Origin of the sequence: Pseudomonas zanjanensis (assembly GCF_014268745.2) — a bacterium.
GTDB classification, from domain to species: domain Bacteria; phylum Pseudomonadota; class Gammaproteobacteria; order Pseudomonadales; family Pseudomonadaceae; genus Aquipseudomonas; species Aquipseudomonas zanjanensis.
In genome coordinates this window covers 2,622,878-2,639,678 of record NZ_JABWRB020000001.1, presented here as the reverse complement: position 1 = coordinate 2,639,678, position 16,801 = coordinate 2,622,878, and the positions used below count along the sequence as shown (strand labels likewise).

General features: G+C 62.2%; 17 protein-coding genes. 13 read left to right on the top strand and 4 right to left on the bottom strand.

From position 1 onward, the window contains the following. Positions 1-7 precede the first annotated feature (7 nt). Complete coding sequence (gene gloB / locus HU715_RS10965) at positions 8-775, bottom strand: hydroxyacylglutathione hydrolase (RefSeq protein WP_186704865.1); 768 nt, start codon at positions 773-775, stop codon at positions 8-10. A gap of 65 nt (positions 776-840) precedes the next feature. On the opposite strand from gloB, the gene HU715_RS10960 reads away from it, so the two are divergent. From HU715_RS10960 to HU715_RS10945, 4 genes are all read left to right on the top strand, one after another. Then, complete coding sequence (locus tag HU715_RS10960) at positions 841-1,599, top strand: class I SAM-dependent methyltransferase (protein ID WP_186704866.1); 759 nt, start codon at positions 841-843, stop codon at positions 1,597-1,599. Between the two features lie 88 nt (positions 1,600-1,687). Continuing rightward, positions 1,688-2,140, top strand: coding sequence for a ribonuclease HI (rnhA, locus tag HU715_RS10955; protein WP_030142629.1), 453 nt, complete (start codon positions 1,688-1,690; stop codon positions 2,138-2,140). 245 nt (positions 2,141-2,385) lie between these two features. Beyond that, positions 2,386-3,147 (top strand): DNA polymerase III subunit epsilon, encoded by a 762-nt coding sequence (dnaQ, locus tag HU715_RS10950; protein WP_186704867.1) that lies wholly within the window; start codon positions 2,386-2,388, stop codon positions 3,145-3,147. 326 nt (positions 3,148-3,473) lie between these two features. After that, positions 3,474-4,088 (top strand): GNAT family N-acetyltransferase, encoded by a 615-nt coding sequence (locus HU715_RS10945; protein ID WP_186704868.1) that lies wholly within the window; start codon positions 3,474-3,476, stop codon positions 4,086-4,088. On the opposite strand, the gene HU715_RS10940 is transcribed toward HU715_RS10945, so the two are convergent. Further along, the gene (locus HU715_RS10940; RefSeq protein ID WP_186704869.1) at positions 4,054-4,947 is read right to left on the bottom strand and encodes a LysR substrate-binding domain-containing protein; all 894 of its coding nucleotides are present in this window, start codon (positions 4,945-4,947) and stop codon (positions 4,054-4,056) included. The two genes, HU715_RS10945 and HU715_RS10940, sit on opposite strands and share 35 nt — an antisense overlap. Before the next feature lie 81 nt (positions 4,948-5,028). Next, entirely contained in the window at positions 5,029-5,280 is a 252-nt protein-coding gene (locus HU715_RS10935; protein ID WP_186704870.1) for a hypothetical protein, read from the bottom strand. A 185-nt stretch (positions 5,281-5,465) separates the two neighbouring features. Here HU715_RS10935 and HU715_RS10930 point away from each other — a divergent pair, with 185 nt between their 5' ends. Further along, on the top strand, positions 5,466-6,023 hold the full coding sequence (locus HU715_RS10930; RefSeq protein ID WP_041476018.1) for an NADPH-dependent FMN reductase: 558 nt from the start codon (positions 5,466-5,468) through the stop codon (positions 6,021-6,023). Between the two features lie 324 nt (positions 6,024-6,347). Beyond that, complete coding sequence (locus tag HU715_RS10925) at positions 6,348-7,631, top strand: arsenic transporter (RefSeq protein WP_186704871.1); 1,284 nt, start codon at positions 6,348-6,350, stop codon at positions 7,629-7,631. Between the two features lie 130 nt (positions 7,632-7,761). On the opposite strand, the gene HU715_RS10920 is transcribed toward HU715_RS10925, so the two are convergent. Next, entirely contained in the window at positions 7,762-8,712 is a 951-nt protein-coding gene (locus HU715_RS10920) for a DUF1853 family protein (protein ID WP_186704872.1), read from the bottom strand. Positions 8,713-8,816: 104 nt separating this feature from the next. Between HU715_RS10920 and HU715_RS10915 the strand changes: the two genes are divergently transcribed. The 7 genes from HU715_RS10915 to HU715_RS10885 all read left to right on the top strand — a co-directional run bounded on the left by HU715_RS10915 (position 8,817) and on the right by HU715_RS10885 (position 16,762). Further along, positions 8,817-9,707 (top strand): NAD(+) kinase, encoded by an 891-nt coding sequence (locus HU715_RS10915; protein ID WP_003180647.1) that lies wholly within the window; start codon positions 8,817-8,819, stop codon positions 9,705-9,707. After that, positions 9,704-10,678, top strand: a complete 975-nt coding sequence (locus HU715_RS10910; RefSeq protein ID WP_186704978.1) for a metallophosphoesterase — start codon at positions 9,704-9,706, stop codon at positions 10,676-10,678. The genes HU715_RS10915 and HU715_RS10910 overlap by 4 nt, the downstream gene beginning before the upstream one ends. Next, a complete protein-coding gene (locus tag HU715_RS10905) occupies positions 10,675-11,547 on the top strand; it encodes a rhomboid family intramembrane serine protease (protein WP_186704873.1) in 873 nt (290 codons plus the stop codon). Before HU715_RS10910 ends, HU715_RS10905 begins: the two co-directional genes overlap by 4 nt. A gap of 45 nt (positions 11,548-11,592) precedes the next feature. Further along, positions 11,593-11,853 carry a YeaC family protein gene (locus HU715_RS10900; protein WP_186704874.1) on the top strand — a complete coding sequence of 87 codons (261 nt, stop codon included), beginning with the start codon at positions 11,593-11,595 and terminating at the stop codon, positions 11,851-11,853. Next, positions 11,850-12,680, top strand: a complete 831-nt coding sequence (locus HU715_RS10895) for a DUF2797 domain-containing protein (RefSeq protein WP_186704875.1) — start codon at positions 11,850-11,852, stop codon at positions 12,678-12,680. The genes HU715_RS10900 and HU715_RS10895 overlap by 4 nt, the downstream gene beginning before the upstream one ends. A gap of 13 nt (positions 12,681-12,693) precedes the next feature. Next, on the top strand, positions 12,694-15,351 hold the full coding sequence (pepN, locus tag HU715_RS10890; protein ID WP_186704876.1) for an aminopeptidase N: 2,658 nt from the start codon (positions 12,694-12,696) through the stop codon (positions 15,349-15,351). A 358-nt stretch (positions 15,352-15,709) separates the two neighbouring features. Further along, positions 15,710-16,762, top strand: a complete 1,053-nt coding sequence (locus HU715_RS10885; protein ID WP_186704877.1) for a WD40/YVTN/BNR-like repeat-containing protein — start codon at positions 15,710-15,712, stop codon at positions 16,760-16,762. The last annotated feature ends 39 nt before the right edge of the window (positions 16,763-16,801 follow it).

The following is a 16,801-nucleotide window of genomic DNA, read 5'->3' as shown; positions in this document are numbered from 1 at the left end:
AGCTGCCTTAGAACGTATCTTTCCAAGCCCTCAAGGCCGCAAAAACCTCACTCGGCGTCTGGTTTCGCTGGCCGTTCCGTTCGTCCGCTTTTTGTTTAACGGATGTTTCAGCGGTGCGTAGGAATGGATTGGTGAGTTTCTCCAGGGCCAGGGTCGAAGGCAGGGTGATGACGCCTTCGTCGCGCTGTCGTCTGACTTTTTCCAGGCGGGCGGCGATGTCCGGGTTGCCGGGTTCCACGGCAGCGGCGAACTTCAGGTTGCTGAGGGTATATTCATGGGTGCAGTAGACCAGCGTATCTTCAGGCAGGGCGGCGAGGCGACTGAGGGAGTGGTGCATTTGCGCAGGCGTGCCTTCGAAAAGTCGGCCGCAACCGGCGGCGAACAGGGTGTCGCCGCAGAAAAGCAGGCCATGGTGGTAGTAGGCAATGTGCCCCAGCGTGTGGCCAGGCACGGCATGGACATCGAAGTCCCAGCCCAGCACGTGGACCTTGTCGTTATCATTCAACGCATGGTCCCGCGCCGGGATGTTTTCGCTGGCCGGGCCGTAGACGGTGGCGTTCGTTGCCTTTTTCAGCGCCTGGACGCCGCCGACGTGATCATGGTGATGGTGGGTGATCAGGATGTCGCTCAGGACCCAACCCGGATGGCTGTCGAGCCAGGCCTGTACGGGCGCGGCATCCCCCGGGTCGACCACGACGCAGCGCTGGGTGGAGTGATCCTGTAACAACCAGATGTAGTTATCGGTGAACGCGGGCAGGGCACTGATCTGTATCATCGTGGAATTCGCCAAGCGGAAAACAAAGGCGCATCTTAGAACTTCCTGACGCGTTGGAGAATGCAATGACCGATGAAGCGTTCGCTCAGGCTGATCCTGACTGGCTGGCGTTGATCCGCGCCGCCCGTGAATGGCTGTCCGGCCCTGTGGGGCAATTTTTGCTGGATGAAGAACGGCGCATGCTCGAAGACGAGTTGGGCCGGTTCTTCGGCGGCTATCTGGTGCATTACGGGCCGTCGGCGCAAACGCCGCCGTCGGCGCCGCAGGTCCAGCGCAACGTTCGCCTGGGGGCACCGTTACCCGGGGTGGAAATCGTCTGCGAAGAGCAGGCCTGGCCGCTGAGCGAGCATGCCGCCGACGTGGTGGTCATGCAGCACGGCCTGGATTTCTGCCTGTCACCCCACGGCTTGCTCCGCGAGGCCGCCAGCAGCGTGCGTCCCGGCGGACATCTACTGATCATCGGCATCAACCCCTGGAGCACCTGGGGGCTTCGTCATGTATTTGCCCACGACGCCTTGCGCCAGGCCCGCTGCATCTCGGCGTCGAGGGTCGGCGACTGGCTCAACCTGCTGGGCTTCGCGCTGGAGAAACGCCGCTTCGGGTGCTATCGTCCGCCGCTTGCGTCACCCAAGTGGCAGGCACGCCTGGCCGGCTGGGAGCGCAAGGCTGGCGACTGGCAGCTGTCCGGCGGCGGTTTCTACCTGCTGGTGGCGCGCAAGATCGCGGTCGGGTTGCGCCCGGTACGTCAGGCGCGACGCGAGCCGATGGGCAAGCTGATTCCCTTGCCAATGGCCAAGGTCAATCGACGCCACATCGAGCCGTAACCTTTTCTGATGGTTCTTGCCGGCATTGGGCTGCGGGTTTTGTCGGGCCCGATGGGCGGGCCTTTGCATTTTTTCTGGATAGATTGGCATGAGCGATAGCGTAGAACTCTTCACTGATGGCGCCTGCAAGGGCAACCCCGGGCCGGGTGGCTGGGGCGCGTTGCTGGTGTGCAAGGGCGTGGAGAAGGAACTCTGGGGCGGCGAAGCCAATACCACCAACAATCGCATGGAGCTGATGGGCGCCATCCGTGGTCTGGAAGAGCTCAAGCGGCCTTGTGATGTGCTGCTGGTGACCGACTCGCAGTACGTAATGAAAGGCATCAACGAGTGGATGGCCAACTGGAAGAAACGCGGCTGGAAGACGGCGGCGAAGGAGCCGGTGAAAAACGCCGACCTGTGGAAGTTGCTGGACGAGCAGGTAAACCGCCACAACGTCACCTGGAAATGGGTGCGTGGCCACATCGGCCACCACGGCAACGAACGGGCCGATCAGTTGGCCAATCGTGGGGTGGATGAGGTGCGGGGCTATAAGCAGGCTTGATCGAGGCGTTGTCAGGATCTGGCAGGATGACGCCTGTGGCGAGGGAGCTTGCTCCCGCTGGACCGGTCCGACGCCTCGGGCGAAGCAGGCCCCAGGGACGGTCGCTGCGCAACCGAGCGGGAGCAAGCTCCCTCGCCACAAGAGCTCCAAGCCATCAAAGCCTGCACAGGACATTGCGGATGCATTGGCGTGAGCGTGTTAAGATCCGCGCTTTTGCAAGACTGCCCGTTGAGAGCTGAACACTGATGGCCAACAGATCTGTAGTACTGGATACCGAAACCACCGGCATGCCGGTGACCGATGGTCACCGGATTATTGAAATCGGTTGTGTCGAGCTGATTGGCCGGCGCCTGACCGGTCGCCATTTCCACGTTTACCTGCAACCGGACCGCGAAAGTGACGAGGGCGCCATCGGCGTCCACGGCATCACCAACGAATTCCTGGTGGGCAAGCCGCGTTTCGCCGAAGTGGCCGATGAGTTCTTCGAATTCATCCAGGGCGCGCAGTTGATCATCCACAACGCGGCGTTCGACGTCGGGTTCATCAACAACGAATTCGCCCTGATGGGCCAGCACGACCGGGCCGACATTACCCAGCATTGCACTATCCTCGACACCCTGATGATGGCCCGGGAACGCCACCCTGGCCAGCGCAACAGCCTCGATGCCTTGTGCAAGCGCTACGGCGTCGACAACTCCGGCCGTGAACTGCACGGCGCCTTGCTCGACTCCGAGATCTTGGCCGACGTCTACCTGACCATGACCGGCGGCCAGACCAGCCTGTCCCTGGCCGGCAACGCTTCGGACGGCAATGGTACGGGCGAAGGCTCCGGCAACCAGGCCACGGAAATCCGTCGCTTGCCCGCCGACCGCCAGCCCTCGCGGATCATCCGCGCCAGCGAAAGCGACCTGGCCGAGCATGCCGCGCGTCTGGAAGCCATCGCCAAGTCCGCAGGTGCTCCGGCATTGTGGACACAATTGGCCGAGTCGCAGGCCGCCACGCACTGATGAAACCCTGTGAAAGCCATGCTGTTCATTCAAGGTAAGTAAAGAACTTGTGGCGAGGGAGCTTGCTCCCGCTGGGCTGCGTAGCAGCCCCTTTATGTGAGCGCTTCGCACTCAAGCGGGAGCAAGCTCCCTCGCCACATTGATTCAGCCAGCCTTAAATGAGCTACTGCATCCATCGTTCATTTCTCGCCACAATCGCCACGACCTTCTACCCTGAGGGAACGGGCAGGCTACGGATCCCGCTTGATGTGTGAAGATTTGAAAGACAAGGGCAATGGATGGCACCACGCCGTTGGTTGTCTCAAGGAATGAGGACCTTCCCCAGTATGCAACCGGTCATGAATCCCAAGCACCCCGGGTTGTCGGTGCGAGTCGTCGATGACGGCTTTGCCGCCTATATCTGGGGCAGTGACTTCAGTTTTGAAGTCAACGACTACGCGACGGCGCAGATCGGTCGTCCTGTCAGCCAATGGCCGGTGACGCCCATTGTTCCCTATCGCAAGTGCTATGGCATCGATCCCGAAGAGTTCAGCAGTTTCCGCAACGCTCCGGACAGCGAGATCTTCATGGCCTACCTCGATGACCAGCCGGTAGGGCACCTGGTGATCAGTACCAATTGGAACGGCTATGCCCACATCGACGAGTTGGCGGTGCACGCCCCGGCCCGTCGCCATGGGGTGGCCAAGGCGTTGCTCGACGTTGCCCAGTTCTGGAGCCGCAAGAAAAAACTGCCGGGCATCATGCTCGAGACCCAGAACAACAATCTGGGCGCCTGCCGGCTCTATGAACGATGCGGTTACGTGCTCGGTGGCATCGACCACCTGCGCTATCGCGGCATTGACCGGCATACCGCCGAAGTGGCGTTGTTCTGGTACCGGTTGTTCGACGACCCGCTGGGCATGTCGATCAGTGGCTCAGCAACGCCTCGGCTTGTTCCGTAACCCGCTCCAGCAGCGATTGCAGGGCGGGTGAAGAGGGTGCGCCGTTGAGGCTCAGGGCATAGAGGCCAATCGCGACGGCGGGCGATAGTGGGCAGACATCGAGACCGCCGCCCTTGGCGCCCGAGGCGGTGAACGGGTCGACGATGGCAAGGCCTTCGCCGGCCTCGACCATGGCGCGCATCATCTGATGGGTCTGGACGCGGATCTGGATCATCGGCGCCGGACGCAGCGCCGCCAACTTGTGCTCGAACGCAGGGCTCAGTGGGTCATGGCCATCCAGGCCCACCAACGGTTGGCCCGCCAGGTCCTGGATCGAAATGTATTTTTGCCGGGGTTGCAGCCAGCCGTGGGGCGCGAGCAATTGCAGTTTGCCCTGGGCGATCATCTGGCAATGGATGTCGGGATGTTCAGGGTCGTGCAGGCTCAGGCCCAGGTCGCTTTCACGCAACAGCAGGCTGTGGACGATGTCACGGGTCGGTTGGCTGAGCAGGGTGCACGGCGCATCCGGATGGCGACGGCGCAAGGCAGCGATGCTCTGGGGCAACAACTGCTGGGCCAGCGGCGGGGTGCAGATAATGCGCAAGGGCGGTGCCTGATGGTGTTTCAGGCTGCTGGCCAGGCGTTGCACCGGTTCGAGCGTGTCGTACACCCGCGTGATGCCGTCGCGCAGTTCAAGGGTTTCCCGGGTGGCCTGCAAGCGCCCGCGCACGCTGGCAAACAGCATGAAGCCCAATTGGGCCTCGGCATCGCGCAGGATCGCCTCGACCTCCGCCACCGGCAGTTGCAGCCATTCGGCCGCCGTGCCGAGGTGGCCGGTCTGCAACAGCGCCTGGATTACTTCGATGTGGCGTAAACGCATGCAAGAAATCCATGTTCGGCGGGTGAGCCATTGAGTGGCTGAATCCTAACCCAAGTCCGGGCATGACTTCTGCTCTAACGGTTATAGCGCTATCTGCGCTTCAGGTTCGCTGGTGAACGTTGCGGCTTCGCGTTTCAGTTCGATGCCTGACTGAACCAGGAGGAATCGGTCTTCGTCGAGTTTGCTGACGCGATCACCGATAGCCAGTTTATAAGTGACGACATCCTTGCCGCTACCGTCCGCAGACGGCTCCGATTCCTGGAACTCATGCACCGAATAGACGCGACCTTCGGCGTCCCGCGCATGAAATTGTCCGACAAGTACTGCTGCCATTGCTTAGAACCTCTGGAAATAGATCACTCGATTTGCGGTTCTGTAGACCTTGCCCAAGCGTGGTAAGTTTTCCTACATGAAAAAAATAGTCGAACCGGCCGGTTTTCGTCGCTCCACTGGTCCAATTGTCACGCCGATCATCTATAACTACAGGCTCCTTTGAGCCGACAGTCGAGAAGCCTCTCATGAGTAATGTCTACACCGTGGCCGTTTTGGTGGGCAGCCTGCGCAAGGCATCGATCAACCGCAAAGTCGCGCTGGCACTGGCTGACCTGGCGCCCGCCAACCTCAAGCTGAACATCGTCGAGATCGGCGAGTTGCCACTTTATAACGAAGACATTGACGTCACGCCGCCGGCAGCCTACACCACATTTCGCCAACAGGTGGGCGCGGCCGATGCCTTGTTGTTCGTCACGCCTGAATACAACCGTTCGGTGCCGGCACCGCTGAAGAATGCCATCGACGTGGGGTCGCGTCCGTACGGCCAGAGTTGCCTGAGCGGCAAACCGGGCGCAGTGATCAGCGCTTCACCGGGCGCCATCGGTGGTTTCGGTGCAAACCATCATCTGCGCCAGTCGCTGGTGTTCCTTGACGTGCCCTGCATGCAGCAACCGGAAGCCTACCTGAGCGGCGCCGGAACGGCGTTTGACGAGGCGGGCAACCTGTCGGAGTCGGTACGGCCGTTCCTGCAGAAGTTCATCGATGCCTACGGCAAGTGGGTCGAGCAGCATAAGAAGGCTTGATACCCCGAGATTCCAGGTAAACCCTGTGGCGAGGGAGCTTGCTCCCGCTGGACTGCGAAGCAGGCCCCTTTCGGCGGTCGCTGCGCAACCGAGCGGGAGCAAGCTCCCTCGCCACAAATGTATCTGCATCGGCAATTCAACCCGCGCTTTACGGGCTATTCGAATTTTCCATATATTCGCCCCTCCGCACCTTCAGATCATCCTTCGTCATGTCCAATTCCCACAATCGCGTCGATGGCTTCAGTTCGAACGCCATGGCTGATTGTCCGCTGACACGTCGCTGCCGATGTCCTCCTTTCAATCCTCCTTCCAAGGCTGTTGTACATGCTGATCGCGTCGTTGATTTTCCTGCTGACCATTACGTTGGTGATCTGGCAGCCCAAGGGGCTCGGCGTCGGCTGGAGCGCGACGCTGGGCGCGCTGCTGGCCTTGTTGAGCGGGGTGGTGCAGGTCAGTGACATTCCCCTGGTCTGGCAGATCATCTGGAACGCCACCGGTACGTTTGTCGCGCTGATCATTATCAGCCTGCTGCTGGACGAGGCCGGGTTCTTCGCCTGGGCGGCCCTGCATGTGGCCCGTTGGGGAAAGGGCAGTGGGCGCAAGCTGTTTGCGTTCATGGTACTGCTGGGGGCGTTGGTGTCGGCGTTGTTTGCCAATGACGGGGCGGCGCTGATCCTGACGCCCATCGTGATCTCGATGCTGCTGGCGTTGCGTTTCTCCCCGGCGGCGACGCTTGCATTCGTGATGGGCGCCGGTTTCATTGCCGACACCGCGAGCTTGCCACTGGTGGTATCGAACCTGGTGAACATCGTCTCGGCGGATTTCTTCGGCATTGGTTTCAACCGCTATGCGGCGGTCATGGTGCCGGTGAACCTAGTCAGCGTGGCGGCCAGCCTGGCGATTCTTATGTGGGTCTTTCGCCGCGACATCCCGCGGGACTACGACCCCGATCAACTGGACGACCCGGCGACGGCGATCCACGACAAGGCAACGTTCTACGCCGGTTGGGTGGTGTTGGTGATCCTGCTGCTGGGCTGTTTTGCGCTGGAGCCACTGGGGATTCCCATCAGTGCGATCTCGGCCGTTTGTGCTGCGTTGCTGCTGGGGGTCGCGGCCTATGGCCACAAGATTTCCACCCGCAAGGCGATGAAGGAAGCGCCCTGGCAGATCGTGATCTTCTCCCTCGGCATGTACCTGGTGGTCTATGGCTTGCGCAACGCCGGGCTGACCGGTTACCTGGCCCAGTGGCTCGACGTATTCGCCGAATATGGCGTGTGGGGCGCGGCGATGGGCACCGGCGTGCTGACGGCATTGCTGTCGTCGGTCATGAATAACTTGCCGACGGTGCTGATCGGTGCCTTGTCCATCGATGCCAGCCAGGCCACTGGGGTGGTGAAGGAAGCGATGATCTATGCCAACGTCATCGGCAGCGACCTGGGCCCGAAAATCACCCCGATCGGCAGCCTGGCGACGTTGCTGTGGCTGCATGTGCTGGCGCGCAAGAACATCCTGATCGGCTGGGGGTATTACTTCAAGGTCGGGATCGTGCTGACGGTGCCGGTGTTGCTGGTGACGTTGGCGGCTTTGGCTGTGCGGTTGTCCTTCTAGACCGTAGTGACCCCTTCGCGAGCAGGCTCGCTCCCACAGGATTATGTGTAGATCATCCATTCTGTACACAACACCAATCCACTGTGGGAGCGAGCCTGCTCGCGAAGGGGCCTGAAGGGCACTTCAAAAATCAGCCATTACCCGGCACATTCGGCCAAAGATCCGCCACCAGGAACACCCGCTCGGCTTCTTCCCATTCGCCCTCTGCGTTTTCGTTCAGGCGTACCATCAACTGCGCCGGCGCCATGGGATCCAGGGCCAATCGCCAGGCGTCCAATTGCGCGGTGCTCCAGGTTTGCTCGGCCGGATAATGCGCCGGGGCGAGCCAGGCGGCGCGGGGCAGGGGCTGCCAGCGGCCTGGCGGACGCTGGGCGATGAATCCGGCCCAATCCCGCTGGTGCAGCCAACGGCCACGCAAGTGCCTGGGGTGGGCGCCGCTCGGCGGTTCGGCCTCGCCCGGCCAGGGATAGAGCAGGTAGCCGCCGAGCCACAAGTGTGAGCGAAACGACTCGATCCCCAGCGTCGCCAGGGCCTCGCGGCTTTCCGGGCGGGCGGATATCGGCAGCTGGTGTTCGCGCAAGTGCGCCAGCTTGCGGTCGAGCCGGTCATGGCAGCCCGGGCCCAGCCATTGCGCGGCGTCCAGGCCGTTACCGTGCTGTGGGCCGAGGTACAACTTGATGGCCAGCTCCAAGTGATGAATCCCGTCGCGATCGCGCAGCAGCAGGTCCAGTTCGCCCAGGGTATGGCCTTCGCGCCGGATCGGCAGGTTCGCGGCGATCAGTTCGATGCCCGGGGCGTGTTGCGCGGCAAACTGCCACAGCCTCTCGTAGTACAGGCCCAGGCGCCGCGTCCGCCCTTGGGACAGGCAATGCAGCAGCGGGTAGCTGTCACGGTCCAGTTGCCGCAGCCAGTGTTCCAGTCTTCCCGGCTCCTGCACCCAGTCGCTGCCGGCCAGCGGATGGCGCTGGGGCCAGGGCGTGTCGATGAGCATCGGCGGGGCGATGATCGCCCACGCGAGGTCACGCACTTCGGGATGGCGCAGGCGACGGGGCAAGTCCAGCAATTCAGGGAACAGGATCATCTTGCGAGCATAGCCGTTGCGCTGAAGGCTTAAAGGATTTTGTCTACGGCGCGCTTTCGCCCATAATCGTGTTTTCGCCCGCCGCAGACCTTCGCAGGAGCCTCATGGAGCAATTTCGTAATATCGGCATCATCGGTCGCCTGGGCAGTTCGCAGGTGTTGGACACCGTTCGCCGGCTCAAGCGTTTCCTCCTGGAGCGGCACCTGCACGTGATCCTCGAAGACACCATCGCCGAAGTGCTGCCGGGCCATGGCCTGCAGACCTCGTCGCGCAAGATGCTCGGCGAGGTGTGTGACATGGTGATCGTGGTGGGCGGCGACGGCAGCCTGCTGGGCGCCGCCCGGGCCCTGGCGCGGCACAATATCCCGGTGCTGGGGATCAACCGCGGCAGCCTGGGGTTCCTCACCGATATCCGCCCTGACGAGCTGGAGATCAAGGTCGCCGAGGTGCTGGACGGCCACTACCTGGTGGAAAACCGCTTCCTGCTGCAAGCCGAAGTCCGTCGTCACGCCGAGGCCATCGGCCAGGGCGACGCCCTCAACGACGTGGTGCTGCACCCCGGCAAGTCCACTCGGATGATCGAGTTCGAGCTGTACATCGACGGCCAGTTCGTCTGCAGCCAGAAGGCCGACGGCCTGATCGTCGCCACCCCCACCGGTTCCACCGCCTATGCGCTGTCGGCCGGCGGACCGATCATGCACCCCAAGCTCGACGCTATTGTGATTGTGCCCATGTACCCCCATACCTTGTCTGGGCGACCCATCGTGGTCGATGGCAACAGTGAGCTGAAAATCGTCGTGTCCAAGGATATGCAGATCTACCCACAAGTGTCCTGTGACGGCCAGAACCATTTCACCTGCGCGCCGGGTGACACCATCACCGTCAGCAAAAAAGCGCAGAAGCTGCGCCTTATCCATCCGCTGGATCACAATTACTACGAAGTCTGCCGGACCAAGCTCGGCTGGGGCAGTCGGTTGGGGGGTGGAGGCGACTGATGCTCGATCCTGCGCGCAGTTACGATTTGATCGGTGACGTGCACGGATGCGCCCTGACCCTGGAACACCTGCTGGACCGACTCGGTTACCACAAGCAGGGCGGGGTCTGGCGGCATCCGTCGCGCATGGCCGTGTTCCTGGGGGACATCATCGACCGTGGCCCGCGGATTCGCGAGGCGCTGCACATCGTCCATGACATGGTCGTGGCCGGCCAGGCGCTGTGCATCATGGGCAACCACGAGTTCAACGCCCTGGGCTGGAGCACACCGGCATTGCCGGGCAGCGGCCAGCGCTACGTGCGCGAACACACGCCGCGCCATGCCCGCCTGCTCAACGAGACCCTGACCCAGTTCGAGCAGCATCCCGGCGACTGGCATGACTTTCTCAAATGGTTCTATGAGCTGCCGTTGTTCGTCGACGCCGGCCGTTTCCGGGTCGTGCATGCCTGTTGGGATGCGGGCCTGATCGAACCGCTGCGGGGTTTGTTCCCGGACGGTTGTATCGACGAGCATTTTCTCCAGGCCTCGGCCGAGTCGGGCAGTTTCGCCTGCACGGTGTTCGATCGCTTGCTGCGCGGCACGGACATGCGCCTGCCCCACGGCCTGACACTGACCGGTGGCGATGGCCTGACCCGTTCGTTTTTCCGTACCAAGTTCTGGGAAGACAACCCGCAGACCTACGGCGACATCGTGTTCCAGCCCGACGCCTTGCCGGAGCCGGTCGCCCGCACGCCGCTGTCGCCGGACGAAAAAAACAACCTGCTGCGTTATGGCGTCGATGAGCCGCTGTTGTTCGTAGGCCATTATTGGCGCAGCGGCAAACCCGCGCCAATCCGCCCGAACCTGGCCTGCCTGGACTACAGTGCGGTGCTCTACGGCAAGCTGGTCGCTTATCGCCTCGACCAGGAAACCCGCCTGGATCCGCACAAGTTCGTCTGGGTCGATGTCGAACGGCCGGAGGTGGTGCAATGAGTGCTGTCGCGGTTTTGCGCCTGCCCCTGGCAGTGGACCTGAGCGGCTTCGTCAAGCTGCTGCAACGCATGCAGGTGCCCCATCGCGTCAGCGAAGAGGCGGGCGAGCAGGTGCTTTGGGTGCCGGACGAGATCAGTGAGGACGTGCGTTCGTTGTACGCGCGTTTTCCTGCTGGCGATCCCGATCAGCAACTGGAACTGCCGGACACCGCCAGCACGTCCCGGCGCGCGGGGTTCGTCCAGCAACTGGTTCGCAGCCCAGTGACGGCCGTGGTGCTGTTGCTGAGCCTGATCGTCAGCGCGGTCACCCTGCTGGGAGACAATCTTGAGACCCTGCGCTGGCTGACCTTCCTCGAGTTCCGCGTCGTTGGCGACTACATCCAGTTCACGCCATTGGCCGACAGCCTGGCGGCGGGACAGTGGTGGCGCCTGGTGACGCCGATGCTGATCCACTTCGGTTTCCTGCACATCGCCATGAACGGCATGTGGTATTGGGAGCTGGGGCGGCGGATCGAAGCGCGCCAGGGTGGTATCAACTTATTAGGGCTGACATTGCTGTTCAGCCTTGTCTCCAATTTCGCCCAGTACTTTTTCAGCGGTGCGACGCTGTTCGGCGGATTGTCCGGGGTGTTGTACGGCCTGCTGGGCCATTGCTGGATCTACCAACTGCTCGCGCCGAACCCGGCCTATCACTTGCCCCGCGGGGTGCTGGTGATGATGCTGGTGTGGTTGCTGCTGTGCCTGTCCGGGCTGGTTTCGCTGATCGGTTTTGGTGAGATCGCCAACGCGGCCCACGTCGGCGGGCTGCTCGTCGGCTGCTTCACTGGGTTATTGGGCGGGCTGTTCGCTCGCCGTAAAATGGCCCTTTGACCGGCACCTGTGTCTTTTGAGAATGCGCGATTGCGCGGAGAACCCATGTCTTCCTTCAACGAAATGATCCAGAACATCACCCCCGACATCTACCGCAGCCTGAAGCTTGCCGTGGAAATCGGTAAATGGGCCGATGGCAACAAGCTCACCGCCGAGCAGCGCGAACTGTCCTTGCAGGCGATGATCGCCTGGGAAATCCAGAACCTGCCCGAAGAAGAGCGCACCGGCTACATGGGACCGCAGGAGTGCCAGTCGAAAGCCACCATCGTTCCGAATATCCTGTTCAAGTCGGACGCCATCCATTGATCGAGATTGGCCGCGGTGCAATCAGCAAGATGTCGGCGCGCCTTGACGGGCCGACTGTTCAATACGCCTTTCGCCTGGGCGAGGTCGAGGTGCCGGTCAATCCATTGATCGGCAGCACGATCCGCCTGGAATACCTCGGTGCGATCCACTGCACCCATTGCGGGCGCCGGACCAAGACCAGCTTCAGCCAGGGTTATTGCTACCCGTGCATGACCAAGCTGGCCCAGTGCGACCTGTGCATCATGAGCCCCGAGCGTTGCCATTTCGACGCGGGCACGTGCCGTGATCCGGCCTGGGGCGAGCAGTTCTGCATGACCGATCATGTGGTCTACCTGGCCAACTCCTCGGGCGTGAAAGTCGGCATCACCCGTGCCACCCAGTTGCCGACCCGCTGGCTCGACCAGGGCGCGAGCCAGGCGCTGCCGATCCTGCGCGTCGCCACCCGCCAGCAGTCGGGCTTCGTCGAAGACCTGTTTCGCAGCCAGGTAGCGGACAAGACCAACTGGCGCGCCTTGCTCAAGGGCGACGCGGCGGCGGTGGATTTGCCGGCGATCCGCGACGCGCTGTTCGACAGCTGCGCCCAGGGATTGCAGGGCTTGCAGGAACGATTCGGCCTGCAAGCGATCCAGACCATAGCGGACGTCGAACCCATCGAGATCCGTTATCCGGTGGAGCAATACCCGACCAAAATCGTCAGCTTCAACCTGGACAAGAACCCGATCGCCGAGGGCACGCTGCTGGGGATCAAGGGCCAGTACCTGATTTTCGACACCGGCGTGATCAACATTCGTAAATACACGGCCTACCAGCTCGCCGTGCATCAGTAGAAGGATTCGACCCATGCGCACCGAACAACCGAAGATGATTTACCTCAAGGATTATCAGGCCCCCGAGTACCTGATCGATGAAACACACCTGACCTTCGAGTTGTTCGAGGACCACAGCCTGGTCCATGCGCAACTGGTGATGCGCCGCAACCCCGAGCGCGGCGCCGGGCTGCCGCCGCTGGTGCTCGATGGCCAGCACCTGGAACTGGTCTCGCTCAAGCTCGACGATGCCGACCTGAGGCAGGGCGATTATCAGCTGGACGATAGCCACCTGACGTTGCAGCCCAAGGCCCAGGCCTTTACGCTCGACACCACCGTGCGGATCCATCCGGAAACCAACACCGCCCTGGAAGGCCTGTACAAGTCCGGCAGCATGTTCTGCACCCAGTGCGAGGCAGAAGGGTTCCGCAAGATCACTTATTACCTCGACCGCCCGGACGTGATGAGCAAGTTCACCACCACCGTGGTGGCCGAGCAGCACAGCTATCCGGTGCTGCTGTCCAACGGCAACCCGATTGCCAGCGGCCCCGGCGAAGACGGCCGGCACTGGGCGACCTGGGAAGACCCGTTCAAGAAACCGGCCTACCTGTTTGCCCTGGTGGCCGGTGACTTGTGGTGCGTCGAAGACACTTTCACCACCCTGAGCGAGCGCACCGTGGCGCTACGCATCTATGTCGAGCCGGAAAACATCGACAAGTGCCAGCACGCCATGACCAGCCTGAAGAAGTCGATGCGCTGGGACGAAGAGGTGTACGGGCGCGAGTACGACCTGGACATCTTCATGATCGTCGCGGTCAACGATTTCAACATGGGCGCCATGGAGAACAAGGGCCTCAACATCTTCAACTCCAGCGCCGTGCTGGCCCGCGCCGAAACCGCCACCGATGCCGCGCACCAACGGGTAGAAGCGATCGTTGCCCACGAGTATTTCCACAACTGGTCGGGCAACCGCGTGACCTGCCGCGACTGGTTCCAACTGTCGCTCAAGGAAGGCTTCACGGTGTTCCGCGACGCCGGGTTCTCGGCGGACATGAACTCGGCCACCGTCAAGCGTATCCAGGACGTGGCCTACCTGCGCACCCATCAGTTTGCCGAAGACGCCGGCCCGATGGCCCACCCGGTTCGCCCGGACAGCTTCATCGAGATCTCCAACTTCTACACCTTGACCGTGTACGAAAAGGGCTCGGAAGTGGTTGGCATGATCCACACGTTGCTGGGGCCTGAGGGCTTTCGCAAGGGCAGCGACCTGTACTTCGAACGCCACGACGGCCAGGCCGTGACCTGTGACGATTTCATCAAGGCCATGGAAGATGCCAATGGCGTCGACCTGACCCAGTTCAAGCGCTGGTACAGCCAGGCCGGTACACCACGGCTGGCGGTGGGCGAGTCCTACGACGCCGCCGCCAAGACCTACAGCCTGACCTTCCGCCAGAGCTGTCCGCCGACCCCGGACAAGATGGAAAAACTGCCGTTCGTGATTCCCGTGGAGCTTGGCCTGCTGGACAGCCAGGGCGCCGAGATCCCGTTGCGCCTGGCCGGTGAAGCGGCGGCAAACGGTACGTCCCGGGTCATCTCGGTGACCGAGGCCGAGCAGACCTTCACCTTCGTCGATATCCCTGAACAACCGCTGCCTTCGTTGCTGCGTGGGTTCTCGGCGCCGGTGAAACTGAGCTTCCCGTACAACCGCGACCAGTTGATGTTCCTGATGCAACACGACAGCGACGGCTTCAACCGGTGGGATGCCGGCCAGCAGTTGTCGGTGCAGGTGTTGCAGGAACTGATCGCCCAGCATCAGCAGGGCGCCAGCCTGACGCTGGATCCGCGCCTGGTCAGTGCGCTGCGCAGCGTACTGTCGGACGAATCCCTGGACCAGGCCATGGTCGCGGAAATGCTCTCGCTGCCAAGCGAAGCCTACCTGACGGAAATCAGCGAAGTGGCCGACGTCGAGGCGATCCACGTCGCCCGTGAGTTCGCCCGCCAGCAGTTGGCCGAGAACCTGTTTGAAGGCCTGTGGCTGCGTTATGAAGCCAATCGCGACCTGTCGAAACGCACGCCATACATGGCCGAGGCCGAGCATTTCGCCCGCCGCGCGCTGCAAAATATTGCGTTGTCGTATCTGATGCTGACCGACAAGCCGGAAGTGCTGAGTGCGACCTTGGATCAATTCGACACCGCCGACAACATGACCGAGCGCCTGACTGCGCTGGCGGTGCTGGTCAACTCGCCATTCGAGACCGAGAAGGCCAAGGCACTGGAAGTGTTCGCGGAAAACTTCAAGGGCAATCCGTTGGTCATGGACCAGTGGTTCAGCGTCCAGGCCGGCAGCCCATTGCCGGGTGGACTGGCGCGGGTCAAGGCGCTGATGGAGCACCCGGCGTTCAACATCAAGAACCCGAACAAGGTGCGGGCCCTGATCGGTGCGTTTGCCGGGCAGAACCTGATCAACTTCCATGCCGCCGACGGCTCGGGTTATCGCTTCCTGGCGGACCTGGTCATCCAGCTCAATGGCTTCAACCCGCAGATCGCCTCGCGACAACTGGCCCCGCTGACCCGCTGGCGCAAATACGACAGCGCCCGCCAGGCGCTAATGAAAGCCGAGCTGGAACGCATCCTCGCGTCCGGCGGGCTTTCCGCCGATGTGTTCGAGGTGGTGAGCAAGAGCTTGGCGTAAACAGGCTTGGCGCTGCCTTTTGTGGCGAGGGAGCTTGCTCCCGCTGGCCTGCGAAGCAGGCCCGATCTTGATTCATTTCGCCAGAGAAGGCGTGCGAACCAAGATCAGGGAGTCCTTCGGCCTCCAGCGGGAGCAAGCTCCCTCGCCACATCCATCACCCTCACGAATGTCTTCTGATTCACCCTTGATCGATATCCCCCCGGTTAACAAAAGATAACGCGGCGTCGATTGTCAGACCTTTCGAAAGCCCGATAGGATAACGCCAGCTTCCGAAGTGGCTCTAGATTGCAGGTTTCAGGACTATGCTCCAAGACCGGCAACGTACCAAGCCATAACAATAATAATGGGGGAAAGGTCTATGAATGAGCCTGTCATGGCTGTGGGCCGCTGCCGGCCGCCGCTGCTGCGCAGAGTCGCGCTGCTGGCTTCGGCGCTGTCGCTGCTGGGCTCTGCGGTGTTGTCGGCACCGGTGATGGCCGTTGCGGCGTCGACGTCCGATGTCATCTATTCCGTCGAATCGGCCAAGGCCAGCAAAACCCTGATGCTCGATGTGGCCCACGCGGGCCAGCGCCTGGTGGCGGTCGGTGATCGGGGGCACATTGTCTATTCCGATGACCAGGGCACTTCCTGGACTCAGGCCAAGGTGCCGACCCGCCAACTGCTCACCGCAGTCTTTTTCGTTGACGACAAGCACGGCTGGGCGGTGGGGCACGACGCGCAAATCCTCGCCAGTGTTGACGGCGGCAGCACCTGGACCAAGCAATTCGAAGACCTCACCCGTGAAGCGCCGCTGTTGGATGTCTGGTTCAAGGACGCCGGCAATGGTTTTGCCGTGGGTGCGTATGGCGCGTTGTACGAGACCACTGACGGCGGCAAGCACTGGGAAGACGCCAGCGACCGCCTCGAAAACGAAGACCAGTTCCACCTCAATGCGATCGCGGCCGTGAAAGACGCCGGGCTGTTCATTGTCGGCGAGGCCGGCAGCATGTTCCGCTCCGCCGACTGGGGCCAGACCTGGGAAAAGGTCGAAGGCCCGTACGAAGGCTCGCTGTTCGGTGTCATCGGCACCGCCCAGCCTTCGACGCTGCTGGCCTACGGTTTGCGCGGCAACCTGTACCGTTCCACCGATTTTGGCGGCACCTGGGAGCAAGTCGAGCTCAAGGCCGCCCGTGGAACGCTGGAGTTCGGCCTGTCCGGCGCCACGTTGCTGGCGGACGGTTCCATCGTGATTGTCGGCAACGGCGGCAGCGTGGTGCGCAGCACCGACGATGGCGAGACCTTCAGCGTGTTCAACCGCCCGGACCGAATCTCCGTGGCGGCCGTCACGGCGGCAGGCAATGGCAACCTGATCCTGGCGGGGCAAGGCGGCGTGCGCGCCACCACGTCCACCGGCGCCGAACTGAGCAAATGAGTCAGGCCTGCGAGACGGGCATAAAAACAAGAAGGCGGA

Excerpts from the sequence above, each read along its gene's own strand:
- HU715_RS10885 (WP_186704877.1), top strand. The coding sequence starts at position 15,710 with ATGAATGAGCCTGTCATGGCTGTGGGCCGCTGCCGGCCGCCGCTGCTG.
- HU715_RS10930 (WP_041476018.1), top strand. The coding sequence starts at position 5,466 with ATGAGTAATGTCTACACCGTGGCCGTTTTGGTGGGCAGCCTGCGCAAG.
- gloB (WP_186704865.1), bottom strand. The coding sequence starts at position 775 with ATGATACAGATCAGTGCCCTGCCCGCGTTCACCGATAACTACATCTGG.
- HU715_RS10900 (WP_186704874.1), top strand. The coding sequence starts at position 11,593 with ATGTCTTCCTTCAACGAAATGATCCAGAACATCACCCCCGACATCTAC.
- HU715_RS10960 (WP_186704866.1), top strand. The coding sequence starts at position 841 with ATGACCGATGAAGCGTTCGCTCAGGCTGATCCTGACTGGCTGGCGTTG.
- HU715_RS10940 (WP_186704869.1), bottom strand. The coding sequence starts at position 4,947 with ATGCGTTTACGCCACATCGAAGTAATCCAGGCGCTGTTGCAGACCGGC.
- HU715_RS10920 (WP_186704872.1), bottom strand. The coding sequence starts at position 8,712 with ATGATCCTGTTCCCTGAATTGCTGGACTTGCCCCGTCGCCTGCGCCAT.
- pepN (WP_186704876.1), top strand. The coding sequence starts at position 12,694 with ATGCGCACCGAACAACCGAAGATGATTTACCTCAAGGATTATCAGGCC.
- HU715_RS10915 (WP_003180647.1), top strand. The coding sequence starts at position 8,817 with ATGGAGCAATTTCGTAATATCGGCATCATCGGTCGCCTGGGCAGTTCG.
- HU715_RS10905 (WP_186704873.1), top strand. The coding sequence starts at position 10,675 with ATGAGTGCTGTCGCGGTTTTGCGCCTGCCCCTGGCAGTGGACCTGAGC.
- HU715_RS10945 (WP_186704868.1), top strand. The coding sequence starts at position 3,474 with ATGCAACCGGTCATGAATCCCAAGCACCCCGGGTTGTCGGTGCGAGTC.
- HU715_RS10935 (WP_186704870.1), bottom strand. The coding sequence starts at position 5,280 with ATGGCAGCAGTACTTGTCGGACAATTTCATGCGCGGGACGCCGAAGGT.
- rnhA (WP_030142629.1), top strand. The coding sequence starts at position 1,688 with ATGAGCGATAGCGTAGAACTCTTCACTGATGGCGCCTGCAAGGGCAAC.
- HU715_RS10925 (WP_186704871.1), top strand. The coding sequence starts at position 6,348 with ATGCTGATCGCGTCGTTGATTTTCCTGCTGACCATTACGTTGGTGATC.
- dnaQ (WP_186704867.1), top strand. The coding sequence starts at position 2,386 with ATGGCCAACAGATCTGTAGTACTGGATACCGAAACCACCGGCATGCCG.